General features: G+C 50.1%; 16 protein-coding genes. 3 read left to right on the plus strand and 13 right to left on the minus strand.

The features are described from left to right. Positions 1–62: 62 nt before the first annotated feature. From VMW85_06730 to VMW85_06765, 8 genes are all read right to left on the minus strand, one after another. Positions 63–386 (minus strand): hypothetical protein, encoded by a 324-nt coding sequence (locus tag VMW85_06730; protein ID HUT27720.1) that lies wholly within the window; start codon positions 384–386, stop codon positions 63–65. Beyond that, positions 386–1,477 (minus strand): oligopeptide/dipeptide ABC transporter ATP-binding protein, encoded by a 1,092-nt coding sequence (locus tag VMW85_06735; GenBank protein ID HUT27721.1) that lies wholly within the window; start codon positions 1,475–1,477, stop codon positions 386–388. Before VMW85_06735 ends, VMW85_06730 begins: the two co-directional genes overlap by 1 nt. Next, positions 1,470–2,894 carry an oligopeptide/dipeptide ABC transporter ATP-binding protein gene (locus VMW85_06740; GenBank protein HUT27722.1) on the minus strand — a complete coding sequence of 475 codons (1,425 nt, stop codon included), beginning with the start codon at positions 2,892–2,894 and terminating at the stop codon, positions 1,470–1,472. The genes VMW85_06735 and VMW85_06740 overlap by 8 nt, the downstream gene beginning before the upstream one ends. A 4-nt stretch (positions 2,895–2,898) precedes the next feature. Continuing rightward, complete coding sequence (locus VMW85_06745) at positions 2,899–3,795, minus strand: ABC transporter permease (GenBank protein HUT27723.1); 897 nt, start codon at positions 3,793–3,795, stop codon at positions 2,899–2,901. A 126-nt stretch (positions 3,796–3,921) separates the two neighbouring features. Further along, complete coding sequence (locus VMW85_06750; protein ID HUT27724.1) at positions 3,922–4,941, minus strand: ABC transporter permease; 1,020 nt, start codon at positions 4,939–4,941, stop codon at positions 3,922–3,924. A 92-nt stretch (positions 4,942–5,033) separates the two neighbouring features. Beyond that, on the minus strand, positions 5,034–6,929 hold the full coding sequence (locus tag VMW85_06755) for an ABC transporter substrate-binding protein (protein ID HUT27725.1): 1,896 nt from the start codon (positions 6,927–6,929) through the stop codon (positions 5,034–5,036). Positions 6,930–7,221: 292 nt separating this feature from the next. Next, positions 7,222–7,857: a 6-hydroxymethylpterin diphosphokinase MptE-like protein gene (locus VMW85_06760; GenBank protein HUT27726.1), complete on the minus strand. Its 636-nt coding sequence runs from the start codon at positions 7,855–7,857 to the stop codon at positions 7,222–7,224. A gap of 2 nt (positions 7,858–7,859) precedes the next feature. Beyond that, entirely contained in the window at positions 7,860–9,017 is a 1,158-nt protein-coding gene (locus VMW85_06765; protein HUT27727.1) for a DUF373 family protein, read from the minus strand. A 384-nt stretch (positions 9,018–9,401) separates the two neighbouring features. On the opposite strand from VMW85_06765, the gene VMW85_06770 reads away from it, so the two are divergent. Continuing rightward, positions 9,402–10,157 carry a zinc-ribbon domain-containing protein gene (locus VMW85_06770; GenBank protein ID HUT27728.1) on the plus strand — a complete coding sequence of 252 codons (756 nt, stop codon included), beginning with the start codon at positions 9,402–9,404 and terminating at the stop codon, positions 10,155–10,157. Between the two features lie 10 nt (positions 10,158–10,167). Beyond that, entirely contained in the window at positions 10,168–10,803 is a 636-nt protein-coding gene (locus VMW85_06775; protein ID HUT27729.1) for an MBL fold metallo-hydrolase, read from the plus strand. 2 nt (positions 10,804–10,805) lie between these two features. Here the strand turns inward: VMW85_06775 and VMW85_06780 are convergent, their stop codons facing one another. From VMW85_06780 to VMW85_06800, 5 genes are read right to left on the minus strand one after another with little or no spacing between them, the layout of a single operon-like run. After that, positions 10,806–11,465, minus strand: coding sequence for a translation initiation factor IF-6 (locus VMW85_06780; protein HUT27730.1), 660 nt, complete (start codon positions 11,463–11,465; stop codon positions 10,806–10,808). A 10-nt stretch (positions 11,466–11,475) separates the two neighbouring features. Beyond that, on the minus strand, positions 11,476–11,742 hold the full coding sequence (locus tag VMW85_06785) for a 50S ribosomal protein L31e (protein ID HUT27731.1): 267 nt from the start codon (positions 11,740–11,742) through the stop codon (positions 11,476–11,478). A gap of 5 nt (positions 11,743–11,747) precedes the next feature. Then, positions 11,748–11,903, minus strand: a complete 156-nt coding sequence (locus VMW85_06790; protein ID HUT27732.1) for a 50S ribosomal protein L39e — start codon at positions 11,901–11,903, stop codon at positions 11,748–11,750. A gap of 1 nt (position 11,904) precedes the next feature. Then, a complete protein-coding gene (locus VMW85_06795) occupies positions 11,905–12,234 on the minus strand; it encodes a DNA-binding protein (protein HUT27733.1) in 330 nt (109 codons plus the stop codon). Positions 12,235–12,249: 15 nt separating this feature from the next. Next, positions 12,250–12,672, minus strand: a complete 423-nt coding sequence (locus tag VMW85_06800) for a 30S ribosomal protein S19e (GenBank protein HUT27734.1) — start codon at positions 12,670–12,672, stop codon at positions 12,250–12,252. A 246-nt stretch (positions 12,673–12,918) separates the two neighbouring features. Between VMW85_06800 and VMW85_06805 the strand changes: the two genes are divergently transcribed. Further along, positions 12,919–13,464: a UbiX family flavin prenyltransferase gene (locus tag VMW85_06805; GenBank protein ID HUT27735.1), complete on the plus strand. Its 546-nt coding sequence runs from the start codon at positions 12,919–12,921 to the stop codon at positions 13,462–13,464.

The following is a 13,464-nucleotide window of genomic DNA, read 5'->3' on the forward strand; positions in this document are numbered from 1 at the left end:
TCCATCAGCCAAATCGTGGTAGAAATATAAATTAACTGACTTTTAAAAACAGTAATTATGAATCATTCCTCAATTTCGACCGGACTCCAAAGACCGTCCTTTCCCCACAGGCGCAAATAGATGAACACCTGCACCGGGATAAGAACGGCCAGTAATAGGAATGCCGCTACATAATCGTATGATTCGTCTATCACCCTGTAAACTTCCAAAGGAACGAACGTGTCGACCAAGGCACAGACAATGATGTACCAATACCGGAGGAAGTAAATTTTGGTCCATTCGGACCAGGGGATGGAGGCCTGCATGGACCGTTTGGAATGTAATGGCTCGGCCTCATCTTCCTCTTCATTGGTGACTATGATGACCCTTTTTTTAGCCATGTACATCAACGGAAATGACAGGCTACGAAATGATCATTGCCCTTATCCTCTAATTTTGGTTCGACATCTTCACAGATCGCTTCTCGGTAGCGACACCTGGTATGGAACCGACATCCTTTTGGAGGATTGGCCGGGCTAGGTACGTCCCCCGATAGTAGGATACGGTTGTGGTGCACATCTGGGTCCGGGACGGGTATCGAGCTCAGTAATGCCTCGGTGTAGGGGTGTGTAGGGTGTTTGAAGAGCTCGGACTTCTCTGCCGACTCGACCACCTTTCCCAGATACATCACGCAGACCCGGTCGCACATGTACTGAATGGTGCTTAGGTCGTGGGAGATGAAGATATAGGTGAGCTTGAAATCGATCTGCAGGTCGTTCAACATGTTCAGTATCTGTGCTTGCACTGAAACATCAAGGGCCGAGGTCGGTTCGTCCAAAACCACCAGATCGGGATTCAGCATGAGCGCCCTGGCAACACCGATCCGTTGTCTCTGCCCTCCGCTAAATTCGTGCGAGTATCGGTATATGTGGTCCTGTCCAAGACCGACCTTCTCCATCATCATGGCCACTTTTTCAGTGATCTCCTTCTTTTGCCCTATGCCATGGACAACTAGTGGTTCTGCCAAAATATCCTTGATGAGCATACGGGGGTTCAGGGACGAGTATGGGTCCTGGAAAACGATCTGCATGTCCTTCCTCAAGCGGCGCAGCTCGTCATCAGGTTTGACGTCCAGGGCATATCGGTCCAGGATCGATTGGAGGCGTGGGTCTAATGCCCTGCCCCTCCGGCCCCTTTTTCTAGTGCCATTGATAGTATCGCCCAGTTCCGTTTCCAGATCGATCAATTCCTCTCTGATGTTCCCGGGCATCTTGTAATAGACATGTCCGCTGGTCGGTTTGGTTAACATGAGCATGCATCGGCCAGCGGTGGTCTTGCCACAACCGCTTTCTCCCACGAGGCCGACGGTCTCCCCCTTTTTGACGACCAGGTTGATATCATCAACGGCTTTGACGCTGGCTATACTGCGGTTAAGAAGTCCGCCGCGGATAGGGAAGTGCTTCTTCATCCCCCGGCACTCGATCAAGATCTCATCCACTTGACCCACCTCCGTTGTATAGGTGGCAGGCCACTAGATGGCCGGGCCTCACTTCCTTACTCTCTGGCTTATTTACTTTGCAATATTCCATGACATATGGGCAACGGGTGTGGAACCGGCATCCACCGGGTGGTTTGATGAGGTTAGGCACGTTTCCTTGAATGGTCTCCAGTCGCGTCAATTGAACGGCCACGTTGGGTATGGAGTTCATTAGACCTTGGGTGTACGGATGCAGCGGCTCCTTGAATATGCTGGCCTTATCCGACATTTCCACAATGTTTCCCGCGTACATGACGCCCACTCTGCTACAGGTCTCGGCTATGATCCCCAGATTATGGGTGATCATGAGAATGGACGTCCCCATCTCATCTTGTAGCTCCTGCATCAATTTCAGTATCTGGGCCTGTATGGTCACATCCAAGGCGGTGGTAGGCTCATCGGCTATCAGCAATTGCGGTTTACAGGCAAGAGCCATTGCGATCATGACCCTCTGTTGCATGCCCCCGCTCAATTCATGGGGGTAGGATTTCAATACGTTCTTCGGATCGGGTATCCTGACCAGACGTAACATGCGCAGTGCCTTGGCGTTGGCCTCCATCTTCATCGGCCTTTGGTACCTCCTCATTATGGGTATCTTGGACATGAATACGAATTGTAATGCATCCGGGTTGGTGCTCATTTTAGTATAGATCCGTTTATAGAACGAGTATCTCGGTCCACCCATTTTCCTAAAGGTACGACGAACGAAACTACCGCCGCATTGGGGACAAACGGTCTGGTCCTCCTGAACGGTCGCATTGCAGCTGGAACAGTGAAAGGTTCCTTTATCGCCGTTCTTCATGGACACCTTTGTATAGGTCTCATCACGCTTGCGTTCCTCATCCAATTTCTTGAGCACGGATTCGGCCAGCTCCTTTTTCTCGTGCAATAAGATAATTTCGGATATCTGATCCCCGGCTGTGAATACAGGGTTGAGGGCGCTCATCGGTTCCTGGAAGATCATGGATATGGCCTTACCCCGTATCAAACGTATGTCCTTCCTATCTAACTTCAGAATGTTGACCATGCGTTGGTTGTCCAGGGATAAATGCTCCGTTCGGTTCTTTACGCGTCGTCGACCGATCTTATTGAGCATTCTATCCATGACATTTTCCTTACGTTGACCGATCTTTTTGAGCAGTTCGATAGGTGTGACGAACTTGATGGCCCCTTTCTCGATTTTGCCAGGCGGGGTGGGTATCAATCCCATTACCGAGTTGGCTGTTACGCTCTTGCCGCAACCGCTCTCTCCTACCAGACCGAACGTCTCACCTTTACGGATCGACAATGTGACGCCATCAATGGCTTTTACCACTCCAGCCTTGGTATAGAAATTGAGGTAAAGGTCCTCTATCTGTAATATGGTGTCTTCGTCCATTACTTTACCTCCTTAATCTCGGGTCGAGAATATCCCTCAGTGCATCACCTAATAGGCTGAAGCCCATAGTGAACAGTAATATCATAGTACCAGGGAAGACGACCACCCACCAGGGATTGATCGGTTCCCCCAGGTAATAAACGGTGCTAAGGAAGAATTGTTGACCATCGGAGACCATACGTCCCCACTCGGCATATCCTGTCTCTACACCGAAACCTATGTAGCTTAGACCTGCAGCGACCAGTACTACCGAGCCCATGTCCATGGTCACGCTCACTATAATGGGTGAGAGGGAGTTTGGTACGATATGTTTGAACAGGATGCGATTACGGCTAGCACCTATCGCCCTAGCTGCTTCGACGTAGGTGTTCTCCTTGACCGACAGCACCTGTGCCCGTATCAATCTGGCATATGGTGGCCACCAAACAATGATCAATGCCAACATAAGATTGATCAGAGTACGCTCCAAGATGGAAGCTATGGCCATGGCCAATATCAGTGCTGGTAAGGATAGGAAAACGTCCGTCAGGCGCATTATTAAATCGTCGATCTTGCCCCCGTAGTATCCGGACAATGCTCCAAGCATGATGCCTACTATCATAGCTGTGAACACCACGAACAAGGCGATGGTAATTGAGGTTCTAGCACCCCACACCAATCCATAGAGCATATCCGCACCCCATTTTCCTGTTCCAAGCAGATGACCAGGAGCTCCAGGTGGCTGAGGGTCTCCAAAATCTTTGGGGATGACCATCGGGTCTCCAAGGCCCGGAGGGGAGATGAAGGGTGCAAATAATGCAATAAGGACTATGCTCAGGACCATAATGAGCCCCATCATTGCAGTGATGTTCTCTCGGATGAGACCTAGAGAGTTCTTCAGCTCCTTTATCCTGGGTCTCAATTCTTGCGACAGCCCACCCAATCCGAGGGCCGTCATTGATGCCGATCCAGGCTTATTGGGGCGCACCTTCTGTGATCGTGCTTTCCCGGAACTCTTCCCTTTATTCTTAATTATCTTCAATTAGGCTCACCCCAGACGAACTCTTGGGTCAAGATAGGCGTACATGACATCAACTGCAAGGTTCACTATAACGTAAATGAAGGCCACCAATAGACAGAAACCTATGACGGACGTGGAATCCAGTACTCTGATCGATTGGGCCGACCATTTCCCAAGGCCTGGCCAAAAGAATATGGATTCTGTCAGGACCGCACCTCCCAGCAGACCTCCGAAAGCTAGCCCTATCACGGTGGTAGTAGGTATCATGGCATTTTTTCTCGCATGCTTCCAAATGACCGAACGATCGCTCAGACCTTTGGCCCGAGCTGTTCGGATATAATCAAGATTAAGCACCTCCAGCATGCTGTTGCGCATGATCCTTGTAACGATGGCAATGGTGCCGAACGACAAGGTGACCGCGGGCAATATTAGATGATATATTCCATTGAAGAACAAATCGAAATTACCGATCAACAAGGAATCGATCAGCAGAAAACCTGTATAACGTGGAATGTTCCCTTCAACTATGAACGATATATCGTAACGTCCACCTGCAGGGAACAATTTTAATTGGTAATAGAAAACAAATTGAAGTATCAATGCCAACCAGAAAATAGGCAGGGACACACCTAACAAAGAGACCACTCTGGTCACGTGATCGAACGGTTTGTTACGTCGAACGGCCGATCTCATCCCCAGGAATATGCCTATCCCAACGGCAATGATGATACTGACGATGGTCAATTCGAACGTGGCTGGGAAATATTTTAAAATGGCATCGGTGACTGGCAGACCAGCGGTCCGGGACCAGCCCCAATCCCCTTGGATGACCCCCTGTAACCAATAAATGAACTGGGTCCAGATAGGTTCATCGAAGTGGTATCTTTCAAAGACCTGTGCGATCTGACTCGGGCTCATCTTTTCGTTAATATAAGCGGCCGCAGGGTTGCCTGTTATTCGGGTCAGTGTGAATACGATTATCGAGACCCCGAGAAGAACTGGAATCAGCAACAGCAATCTTCTAATTATGTAATTGAGCAACCTCATTAGATTCAAACCCCGCTTGCCTGGATTTCATTACTGATCGGCTTTTTTCATTTAGATAATGGGTTTATAAAAAAATTAAAATGGGAAGGGGTTTAAATTTCGATCCTGGCTATGATCATATCCAACACGGTGTCGGCGCCAGCTCCCGCATCAACAGCCGGAACATCGGAAGCCTTCAAAAAGTCGGCTGCCTTGGTCAGGTTGAAGTCGTATAACGGGACATTCGCCGAATAACCGAACATACCCTCCGGGATAGGACCGTTTGGCTGTATGGCGGTGCCCTTCAGACCTGAATCGATGTACGTTGCGTAATCGAAGGCATGAGCGAAGGCCAGCCTAACGTTCTTGTCGGCGAAGAAATCCATCGGTACGTTGGTCTTTTCCGGGTTGGGCAGGGCGGTCAGGTTCAGAGCCTGGTTCAGACCCAGGAAGTCCACGTTGAAGGTACCTATGCCCTGGGTGATGTTGATTCCTGCAACACCCTCGACATCGGCCTTCTGGAACCTGGGTATGGCTGCGCAGTCGACGTCTCCAGCCTTCAGCAGCAGGATCCTGGTGGCGGCGTCAGCAACCTGTCGGATGATGACGTTCTTTATAGCTGCGGGCTCGTCCCAGTATGCGTCGTTGCGGACCATGCTGATATAATCGCTGGACTGCCAATCGACGAACTCGTAGGGACCGGTTCCGCACATGTGGTTATACATGTACAGGTAACCATCGTAGCTCATACCTCCGTTCAACTCCACATAGTCCTTGGAAATTACACCGCCAACGTTGTAGGCCATCACGTATAGGAAGGCCGGGTAGGCGCTGGTCAGGTTGATCTGTATGGTGTAGTCGTCCGATGCCCATATGGCATCATCTATGACATCAGCGGGGATGCCGGGGGTGAAGGTTGAATTATCGGCGCTGTAGGAACCCTGGTCATAATCATAGTAGTCGGGTATGGTGACCTGTCCTAACATCCAGACCGGTCCGTGAGGATCGTTCAGCATTAGCGCGCGGGCCAGGCTGTACTTCACGTCCTCGGAGGTCATATCGGTACCGTCGTGGAACACCACATCTTCCTTCAGATGGAAGATGTATTGAAGACCATCGGCGGAGATACCGCCGTTATCAACGGTAGGAACCTCAGTTGCTAGAACCGGTATAAGCTCGGATGCGGAGGTACCGTTGTAGAAGATCAAGTTCTCGTAGACGTTCTGCATGATCTCTCCACCGGCGGTCTCGTAGCCTACAGCGGGGTCCAAGCTCTCTGGGTTACCATCTATGGTGGCCATGACGAAAGTGTCCCCATCGTAGCTTGATGGGGCTCCAGCTGGAGCAACATCTGGCTTATCGAATGAGTTGTATATCAGACCGGATTGCATGGGGTTGAAATAATAGCCGCTGATCCAAGACCTCTCAGCATGGAACTGGGTCGCTTGAGCGGTCCAAATGAAGACGCAATCCTCGTACATGTCCATCTCCATATCTTCGTATGCTGCGGCCCTATCAGTAGTATTCAGAATAGACTGAGCCTCGACGATCATGGTATCCAGCGTGCTGTTGAAGTATCCTATCATGCTGGCATATGTTCCAGATGAATGATAGAAAGGCTGGACATAGTTATCGGGGTCAGCGTAGTCGGGGGCCCATCCAAGGAACATGGCAGGCATGGCTCCGTTCTTCCTGAGCTCAAGGTACTGGGCCCACTCGACTCCGGTAGCGGTTATCTCGATCTTACCGGGGTTCAAGGACTCAAGCCCCTGCTTCATTAATTGGCAGGCTAAGGCCCTGACGTCGTTCCCTGAGTTATAGAATAGTTCAAGTTTAAAGCCCTTATCCAACCAGTTCGTAGCCTCTGGTTCGGGCTCTTCATCTCCACCCATCAGCAACACGGCACCCACGGCGGCGACAACTAGTACAGCCACTACAATAATGGCTATTAACTTGATGTTCATGCCACCCTTGGCCGCGGCCTCAGGTTTGATTTCACTTCCTTCCATTCTCAATCCTCCTTTTTCTCCCTGTGATAATAAATGACTGGGAGATTGACGTTTGTATGCAATTTGTTGCTATAAATACCTTTGTCGATTCTAGACCCTCGAAAAAGGTATCCAGTAAGGTGAAATAGGGACTACTTTTTTGAACAATTTGAACTGTTTGTTATCCAACAATTAGCCAATATTATTGTCATTATGATGGTAAATAAGTATCAATTATTGGCAATATGAATAAATTTTCAAAAAGATATTATTTCATCCATTGTTTATAATTAGCAATATTCGAAAAAGAGCATTAAAAATCGTTGATCAGTTTTTTCGCCCACATCAGTTTTTTCTTCTTTATGAAGAGGTCACTACCTTCCTTGGGAAAAGGCCGATCAAAATCCCAACCTATCATTCGAATGTTCTCGACCCCGAAATGACGGGCGATCATGTAAGCCCGGTCACCATCGGTGAATCCTCCAAAATTATATACAACGCCAAAAGGCTGGCATTGAACCGTTGGAATAACAGGGCCTTTCAATATCGGTACATAACGTTCGATCGATTCAATATTGTCCGCATGAGCGTGCACAAAGATGAGCGCTCCCTTCGAACTAGCCTCGATCTCATATTGCACGTCGCCATCTAGATCGGAAACAATGATATCTGGCAAGATCCCCTGTCGCACCATTCTTCCCGTGGCCGAGCCGGCCGAGATGAGCGTGTCATCAATTGACATTCTGCTCAGTTCGTGTTCTAATGATGCCGCCGCTCCACATATCGACACTCGGCTTCCCAAACAATCGACAATCGTACGAAAATTCACTACTTGTCTGTCCTTAACAAGTTTCGCAAGGACAGTCGCTGACCTCGCATCCGCTCTAGCGTCATATCCGAAATCAGCCAGAATATCAAGGTATATCGGCTTCCAACGAGCCCATTCCATTCTTAAGCCTCAGGATACTGTTGAGGCTCGATCTCCCCCTCAACCTCAGGTGAGAGCTTGCGCGCGTATCCTTTGAGGTTCAAGTTAATGAGGCCGCTGAAACCCCCCAATAGGAATCCGATCATCACTTGCAGAAATATGACGTATTCCCCGTAATTAGGGTATCCGAAGATAAGGGTCGCCAGGTCAAATGACGCTTGAAGAATGAAGGCGATAGCGAACAGGCTGGTGCTGACTATCAGACTTGTGCTGTATATCTTGCCGAACGAGAGATAATGGTTGATGAACTTTCCTGTCTGGTAGGAGAAGAAGGCGAAAACCCACATCCAAAGGAGGATGCTTGATGTTTTCAATAGTAGGGATAGGGTGCTTGACTCAGTATCCCTTGTTAGCGAGTCCCAGGCAAAAAATATGCCTGCGAAGAACAAGATGGCCGCCATAATGGCGAAGGGGATCATCTGACTTCCGTTCATGACCCCTTCTGTAAAGCGCCTGAAAGAACTATCGATCCGTTCCGCCAACTTATATGCAAAAGATATCAGGTATATTCCAAGCACGAGGCTGATCATGCCCCATGCCATGCTCGCTACAATTTGAATATTGGCGTTCTGCTGCATTAGTTCGATGAACTGAGGCACTAGGTTGAAAAAACCAAGAACTGTCAGGACCAATCCCAGCGGGGTGAAGACCCGTTTCCTCATCTTATCGTCCTGCAGCATCTTCATGATGATGTAGTAGGTTCCTTCCACGGTCGGAGCCTGTTTTACCCAGACACGACGAACGGAATCGACCTTGACCCTTGAGAACACCATGGGATAGATGAACTCGTCCTCCGCTCCATCGCTGACCAGGACGACACGGTCCGGTTTGACGACCTCCAGGACGTTCTCCAATTGCGTGGTGAGGACCAGGTCCGATTCGTAACCGACCTTCACGTCCCCGCAGATCGTAGCGATCTCTACGTCCTCGCCTTTCTTCAGCATCTCATCGTACATGCCTAGAGCGGCCAGGACCGTGTTGACATCACTATCCTCGGCGTCCTTGAGACCCAATGCCATAACGGCATTGATGTTCTCCTCTCGACCAATGAAGGGGCTGTTTAGCCCAGCTTTCTTACCAAAATCGTCGTCCCGATCGACGCTGAGGATCAGTACCTTCATCTAACATATCAATCCAGCATTCTTCTATATTAAAATTGTGATAGAACAATTGAAAACGAGGCTCCCTTAGGTCATCGTTTATATCATTTTCTTATATCCAGGTAAAAAAGAATATAATTAGGGAGGGAGGTATCCGTCACTGAGATGGAGAGGAAACCTGGTTTTCAGGAATGCCCTAAATGTGGGTTACGTAATAAACCAACCGCCAAGCAGTGTGATTTCTGCGGGCAATCCTTGACCATCAGTGACGATTGGCAATCCCATGTCAAAGATCTTGAATCTCTCACTCGGTTGGGAGAATCCAAGACAATGGATCACAATACTTCCCGACGTATCGAATCGACCATCATACGTAAGGAAACTCCATCGATAAAATTGGTCGAGGTGAAGGCTATCGAAGGTCTCGATGAGATCGTCGAGGAATTGAAAGAACTCGATCCAACCCCCGAACCACAGGAGATCGTGGAGGAGGTACTGGCACCGGTTGTGATAAAGACCCCCGAACCACAGGAGATCGTGGAGGAGCCGACCATCGAACCGCTGAAGGAACCTCCTACGGTGTATGAAGTGGTTAGCAAGGATGAAATTTCGATCCCTTCGGTCGAGCAACTTGAGATCGTGGAGGAGCCGATAACCGAGGCCTCACCGGTAATCGATTCTGTAAAACCTACGGTCGTTCCGGTGGAGAAAAAACGCATCCCTGTCGAACAACAGGTGGCGACACATAAGAATGCGACGCCAAAGAGGAAAACTCCCGCCCCATTAGTTACTGGGGAGACCAAAACTGAACAGGCGGCGATCCTCCCGAGGTACTTACCGAAAAAGCAAGGCGAAATACGTTCTCTTGGATCACGATTTCATATCAGTGCTCAGAAGGCCATGGTCGTGCTCGTCATCGGAACCGCGCTATATTTTGTTGCTTTGACATTATCCGCGCTCGGATCCTTTGATAAATTGGGGGGTCTGAGCACAGGCGCCGTATCATCGGTCCTGATAATCTTTGGAGCGATAATGACTTATCCGTCGCTGAAACGAAAAATTTCAGGGGAGGTCTTTATTTGTCCAAAATGTCATGAGTCTGTGGAGAAGAACGAGAAAACCTGTCCCTCTTGTGGTGCAAGGTTCTTCCCTGAGGATTAGGTGCGTTCACGTGAGGCTCATCTGGCACATGCACTCATGCTTCGAGGTCGGTAATTCAGCGACTGTAGTGATCGATCCGCATGACGGTCGTTCCATCGGCGTCAAGCCACCATCACTGCGGGCGGACATTGTCCTCATAAGTCACGATCATTTCGATCACAACGCTATCCGGGTAGTTAGGGGGGATTACGTCCTCGTCAAGGATAAGGCGCCGAGGCAGATCAAAGGTGTCGATATACGCGGGATCAACGCCTTCCACGACGATGTGCAAGGGGAGAAGCGCGGCCGGGTAATTCTTTTCCAATTCACCATTGGTGGGGTACGGTTCTGTCATCTTGGAGACCTCGGACATCCGCTGACCGATAACCAGATCGAGGAGATCGGTCCGGTCGATGTATTATTCATACCTGTCGGGGGAACTTTCACCATCGATGGTCAACAAGCGCGAGAACTGGTACTTTCCGTGAAACCGAAGATCGCCATACCCATGCACTTTCGTGTCGGGGGACTATCTTTGTCGATACAAACCGTTGATGAGTTCCTGCGTGGAATTCCTGAAGATAAGGTCATACGCGTCGGGAACGAGGTTGATTTCGAACTCGACGAACTGCCTGAAAAAACTGAATACTGGGTGTTTTCCCAGTAAGATCACGATATGATATCCAACGCTTCTTCCACTCGTCCCTGTTCGATAGGGGTGCTGCGGGAACCTACGACTCCACCCTTGCTGTTGGCCACGATGCTCGATCCGACGTAGGGAGCACCATAGTTCAAGGTGGTTATTTTCGGATTCACCTTGAATATGCGTTTCAGCATTGAAAGATCATCTTCGCTGGAGGCGGGATGGCATATCAATCCTTTATTGGTGACCTTGCAGACCGAGCCTACCGTGTTCTGTTCGGCCACGGTGCCTCGGAAGACCTCCACGTTGAAGATCCTCCCAAGCTCGCGAACTGTCTTATCACTCATTTCCGGATTGATCAGGCAGCCGTTATCGTTAACAAGGATGTTATTACCGCAGGCATTGAGGCGATCCTCCAGCCGGACAACGGTCAGACCGGGAAAGGCTTTGATCTCTTCATCTGTGGCGAAGTACGTGACCGCCGCTCCATAGGAGTTCATAGCCACTAGGGCGCCGATCAAATTGGTACTGGCTATCGTTCCTTGAGAGCATTTCACGACCAATGCCGTGGAGATGTCATCTATGTAACGATCATCCGAGTCCTTAGGCAAAAGGGCCATGGCCTCGTTGGCCACGGTGTAAACGCCCACGAACTCTATGCCATTATAGTCAGAGACCCGCAACATTTTTCAGTTCTCACTCGGACGGGAGAGAGACCTCGACCAGGCCATCCTCGAAACGTACCGCCTTCACACGCATTTTGCTTGGGGGTGCGGTCCTTCCCTGAGCCCAGATGGCCTCATTGACCTTGGGGTCGATCCAAATGTCCTTTTGATCGGCCTTCATATGTCGGGCGACGTACTCTCTTATCTCTTTCACAGCTCTATTGGACCGGCCGGTGGTAGGGACCATCTTGGTCTTTATCATCGGTATGTTGTAGACGGACTCTTTCTCCTCTGCCATTTCCATCACTCCTTAAGCTTGCTGTGGCGCCAGTTCCTTCTCATAGGGTGGCGTAGGAAGGTACGGCTGGTCCTCATCATGACCCATGCCGGTACACGGCGGTTCTGTTTGATCTTCTTCATCAATCGTGCCTTCATGGCGGCGTGCTTGTTGCGTGCCATATTATAACCTCTCAATGCTAATTTCCCTCTTCTGAGGGGATACCTTCCTGAGTATCTGCTTCAGGGTGGGCTCGTCTATCTGTGAGTTTATCTGACCGGCCTGAGCCAGTCTGATGAGCTGCTCCTCGACGGAGCGGGCGATATCCGGATAGGCCATCCGGACGTTGGCCAGGCGGTCCCTGGCCTCGGGGGTCAACAGCTGGCGAAGAATTGCTTGCCTCTGTGCCTCCATTGCCTGGGACTGCTGTTCCATCGCGGCCTGATTCTCTCCCTGCTGTTGCAGTTGAGCCATCTTACGCCGACGCAGGTCAGAGAGTTCAGCATCTTCCACGGTGTATCACCTCGTTCAAATGGAGTCGACGACTTCTTTGGCCGCATTGTCAAGAAGGGCCTGTCCCTTGGGTGTGACCATGCGTCCGTTGTTCTTGTTCTTTGCCACCAATCCGGAGGATTCCAACTGCATCAGGGACTTCCTGATGACTGAACGGCTTCCCTTGACGGCCCTGTTAGGCCTGGAGCCGCGGTCGACGAATCCACCGTATTCAGCAGCAAGCTTGGAGGTGCCGATGGGGCCCTTTACATAGACCTTTCTAAGAACCGAAGCAGCCCTGGTATACCACCAGTCGGGTTGAATTGGCGCCTTCTCCGTATGTACGCCAGTCTTAGCGAACTCTGCCCATTCAGGAGGGTTCACTGCCCCAGAGTCTTTCAACTTCCGGGCCACATTTTCAATCAATTTATCGGAGGGCGCATCATAGACCGTAACCATATTAACCAACCTCAATGAATTTTAGATATTGACTAGACCAAAGGGTATGTTCGGCCACTAATATGGTACCTATATAAAAGAGTTTTGTCCAGCAGCGCCCCGCCTGGTACCATTGTCCAGAAAGGGCCGGTAGCTCAGCAAATTTCCGTCATTATGAAATGAATGCTGTGGATGACAAATCGCAACGCGGATATAAAATGATGTCAGCGAATGATTTGAAATATGCGTCAATCCTTAATTGGAAACGTGAAGACCGTCGTCGCGATAACCGGAGCCTCCGGCATCATCTATGGTATTAGGCTTTTAGAGAAGCTTGAGGGGGAGAAGGCGCTCATAATAACGGAGACGGCCAAGAGGATCCTCGAGGCGGAGACCCCCTATTCTGTCTCTGACGTCGAGTCCCTGGCCGATGCTGTATACCACGAGGACGAGCTCTTTGCCCCGGTGGCCTCGGGAAGCCATCGTTTCCAGGCCATGGTGATCTGTCCATGCTCCGAATCCACCTTGGCCAAAGTGTCCCATGGCATTGCCGACAATCTTGTGACCAGAGCCGCGGCGGTGTGTTTGAAGGAAAGGAGAAAATTGATCATCGTCCCTCGGGAGACCCCATTGAGCGCGATCATGCTGCGTAACTCATTAAGATTGACCGAGGATGGGGCGTGCATCCTACCGGCAAGTCCGGGTTTCTATCCTAAGCCTCAGAGCATTCAGGAGCTGGTGGACTTTCTGGTCGGCAAGATATTGGACCAGTTGGACCAGCCGCACGAGCTTTTCCACCGCTGGGGCGATTAA

It is taken from the genome of Methanomassiliicoccales archaeon (genome assembly GCA_035527755.1).
Lineage (GTDB): Archaea > Thermoplasmatota > Thermoplasmata > Methanomassiliicoccales > UBA472 > UBA472.

Excerpts from the sequence above, each read along its gene's own strand:
- VMW85_06730 (HUT27720.1), bottom strand. The coding sequence starts at position 386 with ATGTACATGGCTAAAAAAAGGGTCATCATAGTCACCAATGAAGAGGAA.
- VMW85_06740 (HUT27722.1), bottom strand. The coding sequence starts at position 2,894 with ATGGACGAAGACACCATATTACAGATAGAGGACCTTTACCTCAATTTC.
- VMW85_06750 (HUT27724.1), bottom strand. The coding sequence starts at position 4,941 with ATGAGGTTGCTCAATTACATAATTAGAAGATTGCTGTTGCTGATTCCA.
- VMW85_06755 (HUT27725.1), bottom strand. The coding sequence starts at position 6,929 with ATGGAAGGAAGTGAAATCAAACCTGAGGCCGCGGCCAAGGGTGGCATG.
- VMW85_06760 (HUT27726.1), bottom strand. The coding sequence starts at position 7,857 with ATGGAATGGGCTCGTTGGAAGCCGATATACCTTGATATTCTGGCTGAT.
- VMW85_06765 (HUT27727.1), bottom strand. The coding sequence starts at position 9,017 with ATGAAGGTACTGATCCTCAGCGTCGATCGGGACGACGATTTTGGTAAG.
- VMW85_06780 (HUT27730.1), bottom strand. The coding sequence starts at position 11,465 with ATGTTGCGGGTCTCTGACTATAATGGCATAGAGTTCGTGGGCGTTTAC.
- VMW85_06785 (HUT27731.1), bottom strand. The coding sequence starts at position 11,742 with ATGGCAGAGGAGAAAGAGTCCGTCTACAACATACCGATGATAAAGACC.
- VMW85_06790 (HUT27732.1), bottom strand. The coding sequence starts at position 11,903 with ATGGCACGCAACAAGCACGCCGCCATGAAGGCACGATTGATGAAGAAG.
- VMW85_06800 (HUT27734.1), bottom strand. The coding sequence starts at position 12,672 with ATGGTTACGGTCTATGATGCGCCCTCCGATAAATTGATTGAAAATGTG.